At 45.5% G+C, this 17685-nt stretch carries 11 protein-coding genes; 5 read left to right on the top strand and 6 right to left on the bottom strand.

What is annotated here, in order from left to right; genetic code table 11:
- Positions 1 to 93 precede the first annotated feature (93 nt).
- The 3 genes from NDI42_RS16065 to NDI42_RS16055 all read left to right on the top strand — a co-directional run bounded on the left by NDI42_RS16065 (position 94) and on the right by NDI42_RS16055 (position 4328).
- Positions 94 to 1740, top strand: coding sequence for an amidase family protein (locus NDI42_RS16065; RefSeq protein WP_190455286.1), 1647 nt, complete (start codon positions 94 to 96; stop codon positions 1738 to 1740).
- Positions 1741 to 1821: 81 nt separating this feature from the next.
- Positions 1822 to 3528 carry an amidase family protein gene (locus NDI42_RS16060; protein WP_190455285.1) on the top strand — a complete coding sequence of 569 codons (1707 nt, stop codon included), beginning with the start codon at positions 1822 to 1824 and terminating at the stop codon, positions 3526 to 3528.
- A 662-nt stretch (positions 3529 to 4190) separates the two neighbouring features.
- Positions 4191 to 4328 carry a hypothetical protein gene (locus tag NDI42_RS16055; protein WP_190455282.1) on the top strand — a complete coding sequence of 46 codons (138 nt, stop codon included), beginning with the start codon at positions 4191 to 4193 and terminating at the stop codon, positions 4326 to 4328.
- A 399-nt stretch (positions 4329 to 4727) separates the two neighbouring features.
- Here NDI42_RS16055 and NDI42_RS16050 read toward each other — a convergent pair whose 3' ends face one another.
- The 3 genes from NDI42_RS16050 to NDI42_RS16040 all read right to left on the bottom strand — a co-directional run bounded on the left by NDI42_RS16050 (position 4728) and on the right by NDI42_RS16040 (position 10836).
- On the bottom strand, positions 4728 to 5534 hold the full coding sequence (locus NDI42_RS16050) for a phospholipase D-like domain-containing protein (protein WP_190455279.1): 807 nt from the start codon (positions 5532 to 5534) through the stop codon (positions 4728 to 4730).
- Positions 5531 to 10528, bottom strand: coding sequence for a DEAD/DEAH box helicase (locus NDI42_RS16045; RefSeq protein ID WP_190455276.1), 4998 nt, complete (start codon positions 10526 to 10528; stop codon positions 5531 to 5533). Before NDI42_RS16045 ends, NDI42_RS16050 begins: the two co-directional genes overlap by 4 nt.
- Positions 10529 to 10593: 65 nt before the next feature.
- Positions 10594 to 10836, bottom strand: a complete 243-nt coding sequence (locus tag NDI42_RS16040; RefSeq protein ID WP_199311150.1) for a hypothetical protein — start codon at positions 10834 to 10836, stop codon at positions 10594 to 10596.
- Between the two features lie 121 nt (positions 10837 to 10957).
- On the opposite strand from NDI42_RS16040, the gene NDI42_RS16035 reads away from it, so the two are divergent.
- On the top strand, positions 10958 to 12052 hold the full coding sequence (locus NDI42_RS16035; protein WP_190455269.1) for a DNA sulfur modification protein DndB: 1095 nt from the start codon (positions 10958 to 10960) through the stop codon (positions 12050 to 12052).
- 78 nt (positions 12053 to 12130) lie between these two features.
- On the opposite strand, the gene NDI42_RS16030 is transcribed toward NDI42_RS16035, so the two are convergent.
- The gene (locus NDI42_RS16030; RefSeq protein ID WP_190455266.1) at positions 12131 to 12355 is read right to left on the bottom strand and encodes a plasmid mobilization protein; all 225 of its coding nucleotides are present in this window, start codon (positions 12353 to 12355) and stop codon (positions 12131 to 12133) included.
- Positions 12356 to 12497: 142 nt separating this feature from the next.
- On the opposite strand from NDI42_RS16030, the gene NDI42_RS16025 reads away from it, so the two are divergent.
- Positions 12498 to 15215: a helix-turn-helix domain-containing protein gene (locus NDI42_RS16025; protein WP_190455262.1), complete on the top strand. Its 2718-nt coding sequence runs from the start codon at positions 12498 to 12500 to the stop codon at positions 15213 to 15215.
- On the opposite strand, the gene dpdD is transcribed toward NDI42_RS16025, so the two are convergent.
- Together dpdD and NDI42_RS16015 are read right to left on the bottom strand one after the other, a co-directional pair.
- Positions 15204 to 17486 (bottom strand): protein DpdD, encoded by a 2283-nt coding sequence (dpdD, locus tag NDI42_RS16020; protein ID WP_190455259.1) that lies wholly within the window; start codon positions 17484 to 17486, stop codon positions 15204 to 15206. The genes NDI42_RS16025 and dpdD overlap by 12 nt on opposite strands.
- On the bottom strand, positions 17483 to 17674 hold the full coding sequence (locus NDI42_RS16015) for a hypothetical protein (RefSeq protein WP_190455256.1): 192 nt from the start codon (positions 17672 to 17674) through the stop codon (positions 17483 to 17485). The genes dpdD and NDI42_RS16015 overlap by 4 nt, the downstream gene beginning before the upstream one ends.
- Positions 17675 to 17685 lie beyond the last annotated feature (11 nt).

The following is a 17685-nucleotide window of genomic DNA, read 5'->3' as shown; positions in this document are numbered from 1 at the left end:
TGCGTTACAGCAGTACTGTAAGCGCACCCATGCACTACTTCAATCGCTAAATCGTTCACTGGATTATAGGAGATAGGAATTGTGCTGAAGAGCATGAAGCGAACGGCTATGGTAGTCGCTGGTCAAGCAATAATGCTAGGGCTTTTCCCAGTAGGGGCGTTAGCAGCAACGTTTCGGCTAGAAGAAGCAACGGTTTCCGAGATTAACAAAGCATTTGATTCTGGTGCATTAACATCGAAGCAATTGGTTGAGCTATATCTCAATCGAATTGATACTTATGATGACAGCCTTAACTCAATTATTACGGTTAATCCAGATGCGCTAGAGCTCGCTAGAGCGTTAGATTTAGAGCGTCAAACAACGGGTCCGAGAGGTCCACTACATGGGATTCCAGTTATTCTAAAGGATAACTTTGATACGTTTGATTTACCTACCACAGCAGCATCTCTGTCGTTGAAGAATTCAATTCCTCCAGATGATGCCTTTACGGTGGCGCGTTTGCGAGAGGCGGGGGCAATTTTTATTGCTAAAACTAACTTAACCGAATATGCATCTGGCGGTAATACCATCAGTTCCTTAGGTGGACAGACGTTAAACCCGTATGACTTGGGGAGAACCCCAGGCGGATCAAGTGGAGGTACAGGGGCGGCGATCGCTGCCAACTTCGCAGTGCTTGGAACAGGCTCTGATACTGGGCAATCTGTTCGTTCTCCAGCATCTGCCAACAGTCTGGTTGGGTTACGTCCAACAATTGGATTACTCAGCCGTGATGGCATTGTTCCCATTTCCTTCACTCAAGATACGGCTGGACCAATTACACGCACCGTTGCAGATACGGCTTTAATGCTAGATGCAATGGTAGGTTACGATCCCGCCGATCCAGCAACCGCTACCAGCATTGGTAACGTGCCAGAAAGTTACATTGATTTTCTGGATGCAGATGCTCTCAAAGGAGCCAAATTAGGTGTTGTTTTAGATCTATTTGGGCAGGAGCCAATCCATGCTGAGGTGAATTCTGTTATTAATGCAGAGTTAGAAAAAATGGAAAAGTTAGGAGCAACCGTTGTTCCTGTTTCTATCCCTAACTTGACAGAATTAACCACTAATCTCTCGGTCACGAGCTATGAGTTTAAAGAAACACTCAATGCTTATTTTGCCAGCCTCGGACCAGATGCTCCTGTCAAAACGATGGAAGAACTGATTGCTTCTGGGCTTTATGATCCATCGATCAAAGCTTCACTAGAAGCCGCTCAAGCGATCGAGTCTCCACTGCAAGATCCTGAATATCTACGACGGTTGCAGCAGCGCGAAGCGTTTAAGGAAACTCTGCTTGACCTGATGGACGAATACCAGTTTGATGCATTGGTATATCCTCATCAACAACGTCTCGTAGTTCCTGTTGGTGAACCCCAAGCCGACCGGAATGGAATTCTTGCCTGGGGAACAGGCTTCCCTGGACTAGTCGTTCCGGCTGGTTTCTCAGCACCTTCTGATGCAGCGCCAACTGGCGTTCCAATTGGGATTGAATTTTTTGGTAGACCCTTCAGTGAATCTACTCTTATTAGTCTTGCCTATTCCTATGAACAAGGAACTCAAAATCGGCGATCACCAACCCTCTTTCCCGCTCTTGCTGGTGAGGAAATTGAATCTGTACCTGAACCAGGAATGGTGATCGCACTAGGTATCACCGGATTATCAGCTTTCGGTCTAAAGCGTAAGAAAGCACAAAGCCCGACCTAATTTTGCAGGTTTGGTTTACATATTACCTGTCTAAATCATTCATTCACCTGACTATTAGGAGCAAATACTGTGTTAAAAAGCATGAAACGAACGGCTACATTGGTAGCAGCTCAAACGGTAGCACTAGGACTTCTTCCGCTAGGAGCGTTGGCAGCAACGTTTCAGCTAGAAGAGGCAACAGTTTCTGAAATCAATAGAGCGTTTGATGCGGGCGCGCTGACATCTGAACAATTGATTGAGTTATATCTCAATCGAATTGATACATATGATGACAGCCTTAACTCAATTATCACGGTTAATTCAGATGCACTAGAAATTGCTAAAGCGTTAGATATAGAGCGTCAAACAACGGGTCCGAGAAGCCCACTACATGGAATTCCAGTCATTCTCAAAGACAACTACGATACCTTTGATATGCCCACAACGGGGGGTTCAGCGGTTCTTAAAGGGTCGGTGCCTCCAGATGATGGATTTTTGGTGAAGCAACTGCGGGATGCAGGAGCTGTTATCTTTGCCAAGGCAAATATGTCAGAGTTTGCGGCTGGCGTTCCGGGTGGGTCTCTCGCTGGTTTAACAAGCAATCCCTATAACTTAGAGCGCAGCCCGGCTGGCTCTAGCGGTGGTACTGGAGCCGCGATCGCTGCCAACTTCGGCGTGATTGGTACGGGTAGTGATACAGGTGGGTCGATTCGAGGTCCAGCGGCGGCTAATGGACTGGTGGGAATTAAACCCACGCTAGGGTTAACAAGCCGTGACGGCATTATTCCGCTGGCTCTGTCATTTGATGTGGGAGGACCGTTAACTCGAACCGTTGAAGATGCTGCTATTACTCTTGGCATCATGGCAGGTATTGACCCCGCTGATCCAGCAACGCTAGGAAGCGAAGGTAAGTTTTTCAAAGACTACACGCAGTTTCTAGATAAGGGCGCATTGCAAGGTGCACGAATTGGCGTGGCGCGTGATTTCTTTGGTCGTAACCCTGAGGTCGATCAGATTGTTGAGAATGCGATCGCCAAAATGAAAACGTTGGGAGCAACTATTGTTGATTCTGTCTTTTATCCGCCCGAGATTCTTACAGCCAAAGAAACGATTTACACACGAGTTCGATGGCCAGAGTTTAAGGAGCAAATTCCTGATTACTTAGCAACCGTAGGCGATCAATATCCCAAAGATCTTGATGATATCATTGCTCTTGCAGAAAAAAATGACTTTTTTAAGCAGTATCCAACGCGCTTAAATTTGTTTAAGAATGAGCAGGCAAGTGCATCCATTACTGATCCTGATTATATAGATGCGTTTACCAATGGCAGAGCGTTAGTTCGCAATGCGACTCTAGACTTGTTGAATGCCAATAGTCTCGATGCCTTGATTTATCCCACATCAGGCTGTCCAGCGAGCCCACTTCCTGGAATAACTGATCCCACGTTTGTGTGTAACCCAGGGATATCGCCTACAAATATTGCAAACATTTCAGGCTTCCCAGATGTTCAGGTTCCGGCAGGGTTTACCTCCGATGACTTGCCAGTAACAATTTCCTTCTTTGGACAGGCCTACAGCGAGCCAACACTATTGGGCTATGCCTACGCCTTTGAGCAAGCGACTAAAGCTCGTCGCGCTCCAGAATTGTTTCCTGCACTTTCTGGGGAGGAGATTGAGTATGAAACGGTACCTGAACCTGGCATGATTCCGGCACTAGCGGTTTTAGGGATCAGTGCTTTTGGAATTAAGGTCATCAGGCGGGGCAAGAAACAAAACAAATATCGGCCTGAAACCGTTGTTGCCGAATAACAGATTATTTGCCGTCTTAATAAATTGTTGTCGTTGAGCGTTTCTATCGCTACCAAAGCTTAGATATATTTGGATGAAGAAAAGCTGAAGTTAAGACAATTATGGCTTTAAAGAGGAATTCCTACAAAGTGTTACTTAGACCAAAACCCTATTGGAAAAGATTTGAAAGGTTTTTAGATTAACGACACTAATGTGTTAATAGCGACAAATAATTTGTTCTCTGACAACTATCACCGTCATCAAGCCAAATCGACTACCTTTGATTGCTAACTGATAGCAGAGCCGCCCCCTCAACAGAATTACCCATACTCGGAGCATGGTGCCTAGTAGAGTGGCAAGAGAAAATCCAAGTTATAAGCGATCGCTCAACTAATTAGTAAATGTGCAGCGACTGCACTTAAAGGAATGTAACAGGCGTGGTTATTAAAGTGAAGTCCGTTACGAAGAAAGTGACGGGCTAATTATCGAGCAATATCAGATTGACAGAGAAATAGGACTTACGCACTAGGAACCAGGAAATCAATTTCCTGGCTGAAAACCCAAGTCAGTTTCAACTGACTAAAAAGCCTCAAACCAGCCCATTTCAATGGGTTTGGGCTTTGAGCCGGAACTTTAGTTCACGGCAAGTGCGTAAGTCCTGAGAAATTCTAGAGACAACTCTTGTGTTGGCAAGTCGTAAGACGACTCAAGGATTGTCTAAGGAGCAACAAACTACAGAGAGCTTGATGAGCGCGGTATACCGCGCTGATGGAGTATTTACAGTTGAAAAATTCCCGGTAGTGCTGACTCTAGGTTATTAAGCTCTTAGCGATCGCGTTGCCAAAGCAAGTCGTAAGATGGCTCTTAGATTGTCTAAGAAGCAACAAACCACACGGAGATCAATGAGCGCGGTATACCGCGCTCATCAAGTATTTATAGTTGAAAATTCCTTCTCGTGCGCTATAGATGACCGTTTGCAACACCAAAGTTAATGCCTATCGTACAGTTTTTGAAGTCATCAAATACCTTGATAGCCCTGATTATTAAACTTTTATCGCTCTAGATACGTAACCCCGAAATGATTAACATTGAGCAAGCTGTACTGAAAAACCCCCTAATTTCTATTTAGCCAATACCAAATAAACCAGGTTGCACCAGCTTCAGAAACTCCCACTGTGCTTTCTTATATAATGGCATCGACGCTTTTTTCTTGTTTAAATCTACTTAATCCATTGATTAATTTGTTCCAATAAATGTTGTAAACCTGGTAGGTTTTGAAGCTCTTGACTATCGATAAAAGCTAAATAGTCGTTTAATGGGTATTCCTCTCGCTTTAAGGCCTTATTAAGACTGTAATTCTGTGCTATTACTGCTCGATTTCCCATTTGCTGAGCTATGGATTGTAACTTCGGAAGCTCAGCCGGTTCAGTTATTTCTACCATCAGCTCGTTGTTATAACTTAGCCCACCATTGGTGAAATTAGCACTTCCAATTAATGCTCCGATGGGAGTCCAGAGCAACTTAGCGTGGAGTTTATCTAAGTAGTATAATTCAGCTCCCTTTGCTTGTAGCATTCGACCAATACGAATAGTTTCCGCATGTACGGTAGCTTCACTAGCTAGCTGCTCAATCTCTGTATTGAACTCCTCTATGACCTCTTCGATAATGTCGTAACCTTGTAAATCTTCTTCTACCTCTCTTTCCTTCAGCAAGCGTTTTCGTAAGTCAATCTTGTTTGCTAGACGCTTAAGTACCCTAAAAGGGATTAGTTCCTCTGGAGGCTTAGTAATTACGTGGAGCCTGTGTTGCTCAGCTATACGGGTGAGCAATTGGCTCAATTCAATTTCCTCTCTTTGCCCACCCAGCAAACTGGCAAAGTCTCCCAGTTGAGCGATCGCCAAACGAACATCCTTAAGCCAAGGGCTGATTAACCAGACCTCGTCCCCTGGAAAGTCCAGTAACTGCACGAGTAACTCAGCTAGACCTCTGGAAAAGGTTGGCTCTGGGTAATTACCATAGACCTTCATGTATTTCCTTGGTAATAGAACATCTGGCGCACGACAAAAGTTTCGTGGTCAAAGTCCCGCTTAATCATCTTGAAGCCCTGATTCTTGAGCTGAAGCATGTAAGCGGGATTGGGTTGACCCAAATGTTCGAGGATTACATAACCCCCGTTGTGCTGAGCGATCGCCACCAAGTTTTCAACAGGCTCCTGACCGTATTCACGAGTCAGTTCTTGGGTCAAAAGATGGCGAGCCATTTTCAAGTAACGTCGAGAAATGGTATGGCGCATCACATCAATATGCCCGTGATCGCAGCTAGCTGCCAAACAAGCTGGACAGGCATCCACACAAGTACTCAGACTCATATTCTCAACTTGAGCCAGGAATCGGTCTAATGCATTTGCCGTGTCCTCCGAATCTTCATCCTCTAAACCTAAGTTTTGGGTATGCTCTTCATACCTCTGCATCAACTGAGCTAGATAAGGATAGTTTGTTGGCTCCTGTTGAACTTGTGTGGCTGCGTAACCTGCCAGTTCCCTTGGGGTTGGAGGTCGCTTAAATCTCTCAGCCAAGGCATCTTCCAGATGCAGCAACTCACTTTGTAAGCCAATGCGGGGCAAGGTCTGCCCTGCAATGCTCAGTTCACTCGTCAGCAATCCAGCTAAACGCTGGAGTAAAGGATCGTGATCTTTATCTTTAACCTGTTCCTCAACAAGAGGGAAAAGAAAATCTCTGGGGTTTGATCTGTTCTGTGGTTCGGATTGGAAAAATGTTTCTTGGAAGTCCAGAAGTAGCTGCTTATTGTCTCGTAAGACTCTCTTCAAAAAGTCTTCTTCATCACCTAGGGGACACGATAAAGTTACTTCCCACCAACGCTTAAGTAAATGGGTTGGATTCTCTTTTAGTACCTCTGATGCCAGCCTTGTCGCCCCATTACCGTCTTGGTTGCGTTCGTAAACGTAAAACGAAGTATCCCAAGGCTTTTTCCCGTAGGTTAATTTTAGTACGCTGTGGCTGCCTATCTCCTCATCACGAGTGCTACCTTCTGTCAGAAACAGATTCCTTGTTGCCTGTTTCAGTGAATGAACTATGTTGTCCATCAAGTAGTCCAAGATTTCAGATTTCTTGCCGAGTTTAGCGAAAACCTGCTCCTCCAAAAGTTGTCGAGTATTTGAGGGTGTTGCTGGTTCTTTAGATGTAGTTGTTTCAGCTTGAAATGCGGTTGTATCAAACAACGTGCCTTGAATGGCACTATCACTCTGAGATTCAGTAACGCTATTGGAATAGGCCAGAGTTGAAACCAATCGGTCTCTGAAGTCTTCAGGAAAGACTCGGTGGTCACGCCAGTACTTGGCACGCACCATATCTACTAGATTATTCAACCCATCGGGATTAGTCAGATGCTCTAAAAAAGTTCGCCAATCCTCCGTTCCCATTGCTCGTGACTCCGCACGCATGGTTGCAATGATGTCTGCTACTTTACGCAGGTCAAAAGCGGTTAAGGGATGTTCTACTCCCTTTGGTTGCCAAGAACTCGACTTGAGCAAGAATCGAAGGTACTGGTCTTGTAAGTGAGTCTTGCGTTTAGGATCATTCCATATCTCCTCGAACAAAAACTCAGCTACTTTGCGTAGCTGTTCGTATGAATAGGGAACCCGTACTCCCTCAGTATTCAAGTCATAGCCGTACAGGGTGGGCTTCCCATCGTGTTCGCTGATGTATCTAACTGTGTTTTGACCCATGCCCGCGTGCGGGTCTTTCCTACCTTGACGTAGCAACTGCTCATCAGATAGCAACCGAATACGAGCCTCAGCTCCGTATTGAACTTCCCACACATTGAGCATTGAGCGATTTTCCCCGACTTCGCCATAGTAGAAATCCAGATTATTGACCAAGCCTTTGAATAGGGGAGGCAACTCTAGTCTGTGCCGAGGCTCTACTTCCTCCTGATCTGCCGTATTTACCTTGACCACGCTGAAAGACAACGGGTAGCTATTAGAATCTGGGGAGACTGAGCGAACCCTACCTGGATAAAGCTTGTCAAGCTGTTTCCTTTTGCTTCCAAACCTCAAGTCCACGCTACCGTCAGGCTTAAACGCACCCAACCATTCAGTATTCGGGTGCTTTGGATCATCAACTAAGTCCTTACCAAAGTCCCACAGTTCCAAATAGCGAACTCGGTAGAAACGCTGCGGTACAGCTTGAGTGTAAACCTGCTCTACATTCAAGGGGAAGTAATCTTGCCAATTACTTCCCCATACTTGATCAAGCTGCTTGAGAAGCAGAGAATTAAATGGTCCAGGATTTTCCGAGCGTTTTTCATACTTATATCGCTCCATAGCTACTGCATTGGAGACAGGTCTTCCTTTAAAGTTTTCTCTTGGTTCTACAAAAGCAACTAACGGTCGCCAGTAAAGATGGTAGCGAGGGTTGTAGCGGCGCGTGATCTTGCCGGGAGCCAATTCTAAGAAAGCAAGAGAGATATCCTCGTCTGCCCCTGACCAGTTTTCTGGCTCCCCGCCTCCCGAAAACATGACCCGAACTGTAGGCAGATTGATAGAGCTAAACAGGTTGTCTGGTAAGTCCGGACAAATTTGGAGCAGATTGTTGTTTTTCCCAAAGTTATAGCGGATATCATCTTCAAGCATTCGCTTTTTAAACCAATTCCATATCTCTCTCCAAATAGGGTGAACTTTTTGAAACGATTCGCCTGTTACATACTTGTAAGCGTGCTGAAGTTCCTGCCCAATCTCGAATCTATCCAACTCCTGCTGTATTTCGTCCAAATGCTCTTCGACACTACTGAAGTTTCCCTGGAGTAAGTTTCGCCCTTGTTTAAGACGCGCCAACTCATCAAAGATTAGGGCGATGGTTTGAAACTGCTGCACAAAGTAGTTATCGACATTGAGAGGTGGGCGGTAGTCGGAAGGATCGTAGAGGAGTTGCGGGTTCTGATAATAGAAGGCATCCTTGTAAGAGTTTTGTGAGAGGGTGACCGCAGTGATAGGACGGTCTTGGAGGGAACGACCAGCCCTGCCCTTCTTTTGCACGAAGCTAGCTGGGTTACGAGGGGCGTGGTGCTGCATTACAAATTGGATGCTAGCGTCGTCGTAGCCAACTTCTAAAGAAGTAGTAGCAAAGATGATGTCTTGCAGCAGAATTTCGATATCTCCTTTACCACTACCGCTGTACACTGGAAAAGGCTTTGAAGTGAGCGATCGCGCTTCTGTTCCGGGTTGGCGTTTCGTGGAGTATTGGTCAAGGTCTTCAGCATCAAAGTACCAATATTCACCATCCAGAAACGCTGGTGAGGTTAGTACGTCGTGGCTAGAATTGGGTCGCTGAAGTCTGTAGCATGCTAGATTATTGTTGGTTTCGGCATCGTGGAATTCAAGTGCTAACTTTTTGACTTTACTAATGGAGTCTTGAAACACGAGGCTTCTGAACTTAGGAGGTTCTTTCCCATCACTGTCTCGCCGACGCATATTGTGGGCGATCGCCATAATCGTCTGGATTGCTGTCGAAGCATCTCCTACAGGCTTGCCACGCGAGTAAGTTTCTGGGCGAATGAACAGGAAATACTCTCGTCCCTGAGCATCTTCCATGTCCTTCTCTTCTGGTGAAATCTCATCTACATCCGCAACCCCACTAAGTTCCTTCCAAAACTTTTGAGGATTACCAATAGTTGCACTCATCCCCAGCATCAGTGGGTATCGCCAAGATTCTCCATCACACGAACGCATTGCCTGTTGTAGCCGATGGCGTAAACGGCGAATCAGCAAGCCAATCTGAGCGCCGTGTATAGTGTCATAGAGGTGAATCTCGTCGAATACGACAGCTCGTGGGGCACAGAAATTTGGTGGATAACCTGGGCGAGTCGATAAGCCGAAAAAATCATTGAATGCAGCGTCCATCAACCACCGATGCAGCATTTCAGTGGTGATAATTAGCACGTCTGGCGGGTTGCTTTGAATAGCGCTGCGCGTAGCCTTAAAGCCCTTCAACTCCCAACTGCTGTCAGCAGGTTTTAGGGTACATTCACCATTGGCTAGGTTGACTGCGTAGACCGGCTCTCCGTTTTTGTCTGTGAAGTACGGGAGTTTGTATTTCTCATCTTGCTTTTCCCAACGTCCACGCTGGAGTTTTCCGTCTTTTGAGTATCCATTACGCAGTTCCTCGTCATTGGATGGAGTGTCACCAAAGACAATTCCTACAGTCAAATCTTGGTTCGACACTCCACTCATTGCCATTCCATACACTTGTTGGTTAATGGCGGCTACATACTGGCTGAGTCGCTCTAACTGATTTTTGGCTAAAGTCTGCCGGGGATAAACTAGGATAATTTTACATCCCGCAATATTGTTCATCTTCTCCTGCAACGCTCCAAGCAGCAGAGGAAGTAACGCAGCTTCAGTTTTACCACTACCAGTGTTGCCAGTAATTACATATCCCTGTCCTTGACGTTGGAAATATTTCTGAGTGATTTCCTGCAACGCCCGTTCTTGCACACGGGTTAGTCTTACTTCGTCTAGTTCTTTGTCTAGTGCTTTACAAAAACCATTTTGAACAGCTTTGCGAGCGTTATCTAGATGCTTTAGTCTCAGACTTCTACTGCTTTTAAATAACTGATTGATAGTTTCTTTAAACTTAGTCTCACGCGCTAATCTGCGGCGATCTGCAAACTCAACACGGATGGATTGGATTAGATAAGGGGCGCTTTGGGCATCATTGCTGCGAAACCTTTGCTTAACATTCTTGAGGAGCCGGACAATCTCGCTAATTCGTGAGCGATAGTGGTTCTCATCCAGCTTGAGCGCCCACCTTTGCTCTTCTAAACTGGCTAACCCTTCTTCTAATGCAGCCTCGTCCAAGTTCTCACCCTTTTCTTGGGCACGTTGTATTATGTCAGCCTTTGTGACATAGGTTTCGTAGAGACCAAAGTTAATCCGCTCCTGCTCAATATCCTCTAGATGACGCAAAATGAGTTGGTCAGTGTTTTTAGTGTTGGGACTCATCATTTTCTAGACGTAAGGTAGATTGCTGAGGCGATTCAAAGTTAGCGAATGTCATCCGTCACCACCGTCTAGCTGTCGTCAATTCTTCTTTTACCCATGTTTGAGCGGGCGACTCTGCGATGCTCTAGTAACTCACCCAAAAGCTGATTTTGCTTGTCAGGATTCTCCCAATCATTGATGAATCGTTTCAGGGCGACGCTAATCATATCCTGCACAGTCGGTGCAGCACTTTGGTGTTCGCTCTCAAGTGAAAGCCTGATTTGGCGCAGCGTTTCGTAGAGTTCACCCGGTACGCGGACTGTTGAAGACAAGGTTGGATTGCCTGAAGGGGGTCTCACGCATTCTAGTCAGCTTGACAGAACCCCTGCTACCATGTAGGCATGACTACAGGATTAAAAGACAGGATTTGCTCCTCTAACCAAGGAATCAACAATGGAACTTGTGCTTCGAGCTGTACCTGTTTGTCGGGGATCACAGGGTGAACATCAAAGTTATGTTGCCAGTCTGTACTTTGGAGATGTCGCCCGACTGCTAAATGACGATCGCCTTTATGTTCCGAATGAGCCAGACTTACCAGACTTCGCCCAACGCAAACCTAACGCTACACGAGTTAAAGCGATCGCGCGGTATATTCTGGAGACCTACCAAGACGGCACGACCTTTTTCCCGCCAATTTGTATCAATGTTCAGCCACCGCCGATCTATAGAGATGGCAGTATCTTTCTTCCTTACCACTCGGTTACTCTGCGCTTGACAGACGGTCAGCATAGATGTTTTGGTATCCGTCAGGCGCTAAAGGACATCCAAGTTGAGCAGGCGGAGTATCTGCCTATCCTTTCTCAACTTGAGATTGGGGTATTGTTATATGCTGGGCTGTCATTAGAGGAGGAACGTCAAGCCTTCCGCGATCAAAACCTTTTAGTGCAAAGACCCAGTGTATCGCTCTCTCACGCATTCGATCAGCGCTCTCCTGCGGTCTTAATTGCCAAAAACCTGATCCAGCGAGTCCCTCAGTTCCGCAACAATGTGGAGATGGTTGAGAATGGTTTGGGCAAACACAATTCCAAGTTAATGACACTATCTACCCTGGTGACAGCTACCCGACATATGTTTCCTAATCTGAAGTCTAAGAAGGATTTGGAGCTTAGAACTGATTGGGCAGCAACATTCTGGGCAGCAGCAGCAAGCGTTCTACCTAACGACCCTTGGAGAGTCAGAAGTAAAGAGGAATGTTCTGTGCAAAGACAGGAGTCACTGGCAGTAAGTGCGGTTGTGTTCCAGGCTTTGGGAATGCTGGCTCGTGAATTTTACTTAGAGAGCATACCGGAGGAGGAGCTTGTCAAGTGGTTGGCTAGATTGCAAGAGATAGATTGGCGGCGCTCTAACGAATTGTGGCGAGAGCGAGGAGTAACGCAAGTTGGTGCGACGGTCGAACCTATTATTTCAAATACGAAGACAACAGTGGATGCGTGTCATAAGGTACTGCGTGAGTTTGTCGGTATTGCTCCAGTGAGTGGTGTTGTTTGAGTGGAAGGTTGATTTTGAGTAAGAGTGAGCAAGATGCCCACCCCATAAAACTGAGATTATTGGTAGAGAAGTTGAGACTTAGTTCAGTTCTTGTATCCAAGGCTGAATTACTTCACGCACTTTTTCGCTCACACTCATACTTTCACGGGAAGCGTTCTCCTCAAGTTGCGCCTTCTCCGTTGGAGTCAGATAGACTGTGAGTGATGCAGTTACTTTGTTGATCAGATGAATAGGGTCTAATTCAGGGTTAACTGAGTAGGGTTCCAGGTCAAAAAGAGTTGGCTGGATATAGGAATTTTTCATTGTTTGCTTGATGCCTCGATAACTTGGTCATGTCACCAGTGTTATCTGTTGTCTAAACTTCGCAAAGTTGCAGTTGTGCAACTGGTTGAACATTCAATGGTTGAACAAGAGTTGAACAAGGTTGAAATTGGGGGATAACTGAGTGCCAAGACCTAAGAAAAATAAGCAAGCTGGAGAGGCATTTAAGAAATTACTGAAAGAAAAAGGCTTCACGCAGTACAAGCTTGAGCAAGTAACTGGTTTAGATAAAGGTCTTATCAGTAAGATTGCAACTGGACAGACGGCTGAACCTAAACCAACAACTCTTGAAAAGATAGCGACGGCATTGGGAGTTGAACTGGGGGAACTAACAAAGATATTTGTTCAACCACCAATGCGATTGCAGACATCACAATCAGCAGAAGAGCCACTACCTCAACAGACAGATACCGCAGAAGAAACAACAGGAGTGAACTCTGATTCTGTCGGGGTTGAGAGTATGATCGCAGAGTCCGCTTCAGAGGATATAGAGGTACTGGTGCAGAAAGTGCGATCGCATTTCGATAAGAAAATCCGAGACGAGTGCGAAACCTTATGTACGTTCAATCTGCTCTATACTCCCATGCGGGGGAATCTCAGCAGAATTTATGTTCAGACTAAGCTCAATGAATCTCAAGGCTTCGGTTCAACGGAGTTTAGTCAGGAACGGCAATTATGGAATGAGGTAGTGCTGAGAAACCCTAAGCTGATGGTGTTGGGTAAACCAGGTGCGGGAAAAACTACCTTACTGCAATATATTGCTATTCATTGTGATGAGATTGAGTTTCAACCCAAGCTTGTACCTGTTTTTGTTAGCCTGAAAACCTTGGCTGAAAATGCCAGAGGTGCGGATGAAATTGATTTACTAAGTTATATCCGCAAAAAATATTGCCGTGTTGGGGTTTCAGAGCTGGAACTGGAAATATTACTTAGTAACGGAATGTTCCTATTTTTGCTAGATGGTTTAGATGAGGTTACGGAAGAAAAAATCCACGTTGTCGGTCAAGAGATTTATAAGTTAATTGACGAGTATAGAGACAATCGATTTATCGTTAGTTGTCGAAAAGAGTTTCAATCTTACAAGTCTAAGTACTTTAGTAACTTTACCTTCTGTAAAGTAGCAGATCTTGAACAACAGCAAATTGAAGAATTTATACAAAGCTGGTTTAACGAGGTTACGGTAGATACGCAAAGGAAGAGGTCAATCAAAGCAACTCAGTTAATTGATAAGCTGAGACTCCGAAAAAATCAGCGAATTCGAGAGCTGGCTGATACACCCCTATTACTACATCTGATTTGCTTGATTTTCCAAAATAAATGTGATTTGCCTTCTAAACGAGTTGACCTTTACAAAGAAGGGATAGACCTGCTGCTAGAGAAATGGAATCAATTTAATGAGCGTACTCAGATAGAAGTACCTAATATAGATTTAGTTGAGTTGAGAAAGGTTTTAAGGCAGATAGCTGCTATTACTTTTGAGGAGGGCAAGTTTTCTTTTGAAGAAGCGGAAATTTTGCCGTTTCTCGAAAACTGTTCTAGTGCTTTGTATAACATTGAATTATTATCTGGATTATTGGTAAAGAAAACATGGAAAATATACGCATTTTCTCATCAGACTTTTCAAGAGTATTTGACTGTTGAAAAATTAGTTGTATCTCAAAAAGGCTGGCATAAAATACTCACGCATATAGCGGAAACACGGTGGCGTGAAATCTTTTTTATGATAGTCGAAATACTGCCAAATCTTCAGGATTTTTTGCGTTTTTTTGCTGAAAATTTACCAAGTTATCAGCAAGGTTGGCGGTTGATACTCACCCATTTAGCAGAACCACGATGGCGTGAAGTCTTTTTTAGGATGCTAGGAGCCTTGCCAAATACTGAAGAATTTATGCTATTAATCAAACAGAATTTTTATAAGCTAGAAGTTAAAAATATTGAAACAAACCCAAGTGATGAGAAGTTTTTGCGCTTAGTAGAAAAAGCTTTCTGTTTTTTAGAAAAAGGTAACAATAATTGCAATCAAGATGCATTAAGAAATGATTTATATTTATCTTCGCATAACAATCCATACTGGGCAATTCCATTAATCAGTGACATGGACTGCCAAGAGTTTCTTATACAAGCAAATCGGAACTATAAGGCGGCTACCACTCCCTATAAACCAGCAGCAGTTCGAGCATTTTATTTGAGCTGTAGTATTATCCTTACTGATTTTCTTGATTTCCACGACATTGAACCCGGTTATAGATGGAGTTGGATTGATAATGAGAATGGCTTTGAATTGGCTTTTTCTATTGACTCCAACCTTCGTCGTATTTTAAAACTTGGTAATAGTTTTGAATGTGACATTGAGGTTGACTATCGTCTTGTTCGTGCATTTACAATTTCTAGTGAATTAGCTGATTGGTGTGTTTTCGGGCAAATCAAAATATCTGATCTATCGGAAGTCTATAAACTAAATTGTGAATTAGAACAAAAGCTTTACTTTAATATTCCCCAAACTATATCTCATAACTTTGAAGTAATTATGTTAATTCAAAAACTTAAAAACGAACTACCATCCTTGAATGAAAAATTAGAAGAAGTTGTGGATTGGTGGAAATATAATGGTGGAGAGTGGGCTGAAGAATTAAGAGATATTATAATGGAATATCGCCATATTGGCTACGACTGGACATTTGAGCGGCGATTTCTCTATGATAAAAGTTTTGAAGTGCTAGAGCAGTATTATCAAGCTAATAAGTTGCTAATGGATTGCCTGAATAATAGTAGAGTGAATCCAGAAGTTCGTTCGCGCATCGAAGACAACCTATTCATCCCCCTCGATTCCTCACTGACTTAGATACTGCCGGATTTCACGTAGCATACTTGCACTGCCTTTGCTATTAACCATCAGAATTTTGGAAATATCTGAGGGGCAATTAGCCTCAATAAAACCTGTTGCGGCGTGTTTGGCACTCGCTGTTACCATCACAACAAGGTCAGAATTTCTCACCCACTGACGAAGCTGCTCGTTACCTCCTTTGTCATGGCTAAGGTGGACTTTAACCCCTTGGCAAGCGGCTTCCAAAATGCTTTTTACCCTTAATGCTGCCGATTCGGTCAGGGTGTAGATGAGAACGGATTTATCCTTCAGTTTTTGGTAGATATTCGTCTCACCCTCAAGGCTTTGCTCCACCAAGCTTGCTTGTTCGCCAAGCAAATCTGGGAGCGATTCTTGCAAGTTCAAGTCTTTAACGAGAGAGCGAAAGACTCCCCATTGGTCTTCATCAATGCGTCCTGCGAAGCGTCGCAGAGTTTCAGCAGTGGCAAAGAGGAGTTGCGATCGCGTCTCCTTGACCGGACAGGGATACACTACTAGCACGTCGAGAAAGTCCAGCACCCAATCCACTGTTTTAGGAGCGGCAAACTGATTCCACAGGTCGATCGCGTGACCGACGATGTCGATATACTTTGCCCTATCTATGCCTAGAGTTAAGAGAGCGATCGCTAATTCATTGAACAAGACTAAATCGGCATCTCCACCCTCTGTACTGAGAACGAGCAAGTCCAGTAGCGAGTTATAAAGGGTGAGAAACTCTCGGCGGGGCAATTGCTCGTCTTTTTGGAAGAATGCCAGTAGGTAGGGAAGGGCATTGTGGAGAACAGTCTCGGCTTTTGAGCCAACTTTATCCAGTAATTCGGCAAACTGTTCCACTGCCCCTGGTTCTGCAAGTAAGCTGGTGGCATCCCACTCGGTAGACCCCTGCCGAGCAACATAAAGCGCCCGTTTCCAATTCGGGTCTTTATCGAGCTGGGACAGCCACTCTAGCCAATTGGTCGGGACTGATTCAGCGCTGGGGGTATCCTCAGTTACCGCTTCCTGACCCCCCCGCAGTTGGGCAAGATAATTTTGATTCCAGCGTACCTTCTGTAAGGCGTTTTGGTCGTCAGGGGTCAGCTCGTCGAACGCCTGCAACGCGGCTTTGTCCGCTGCCAAGGTTTGCAACTCGTAGGCGCACTGGAGAAGCAGGCGAACTTTTTCCTTGGACGGCGGCGCATCGCCCAGTAGTGAAAAGGCTTGATCGTAGTCTCCGTCTTTTGATAGCTGTTCCGCTCGTTGTAAGGGTTCTCCCTCGCGGGGTGGCGTGGCATCGGGGAGCAGTGCAGCTAGCCTTTGCAAGTAGCGGCGGTGGGACTCATCAATTCCGGGAGTTGCTATCAGTTCGTCGCGGAGAGCGGGTCGCGGTGATTCTCCTCCCACTGCCAGCAGCATGAACAATTTTAGGACTTCTGGGAGTTTACTGCCAGCACGGACGGCGAAAAGGTTACTGTAGCGGGGGAAAGCGACTTCTCGGAAATAGGTGACGGCACTGGTGAGGGCGTTATTGTCTTCAAATTGTTGGAGTTGAGTGCGGTATACTGCCTGGAGCAAGGCTTGGGTGACGGCAAAGGGTCGGCGAACTTGCAAGAGATTGGGCAGTTCGGGGAGGTCGAGTAATTCGTTCCATTGCTCCAGTTCGGCTAACAGTTGCACTCGCAGAAATAGGAGATTCAGGGCATCGAGGCGATGCTGGTCGAGCAGGTATTGCAGTTCTTTTTCGGCAGAGGGGCGATCGCCTGCTTGCAGTGCCATGTAGAAGTCGCGCAGTACCCGACCTGTAGGACGGGGGATTTCTGCGCTCCGCTTCACTCTGCGATCGCTCACCCGGCGCATCCGTTCTAGCGCGTCCCAAACAGCAGTGGCACGACCATCAGGGTCATTTCCACAAAATTTGACGGCTGCACCTCCGGTGAATTCGTAAACTGCTGCTTCTACGGAGTCTTGAAGGTTGAGTTGCGCTCGTTGTCCCCGAAATGTGGAGTAGGTGGGACCGATAAATGCCATCAATTCTTCACTCAAGCGGCGTAATTGGCGATCGCTTTGGGCGATACCGTACCAATCCACACCTCCTGTGCGCCAGCGGGGGAGAACGGTTGGTTGGGGTTCGGCTTGCGTCAGTCGTTCCAGCCAAGGACGGATTTTGGCGTGGTTTCCTTCACCGCGTTCGATTTTTCCCAAGTCTAATTGATTGCCTGTACCGAAGAACTGCTCTAGGAAGCAGCGGACATCGGTATTGATAGAATTGGTCATTGCTTCACCCCTCCCTGGCGGTTCGCGAACATCACCTGTTGACAGGCGATCGCTTCTGGGGATGTCTCGTAAGTTAAAGCTTCCTCATTGAGGATGATGCCGTTGTCGGTGAAGTTCATGCAACCCGCGAGATAATAGCTGTCTCCCAGGATAGCTTTGGTATGGAGTTCTTCAGTAATGTGGAACAACAAGTCTTATG

It is taken from the genome of Funiculus sociatus GB2-C1, from assembly GCF_039962115.1.
In the GTDB taxonomy this organism is placed as follows: Bacteria; Cyanobacteriota; Cyanobacteriia; order Cyanobacteriales; family FACHB-T130; genus Funiculus; species Funiculus sociatus.
This window is presented reverse-complemented; position numbering and strand designations above follow the sequence as displayed.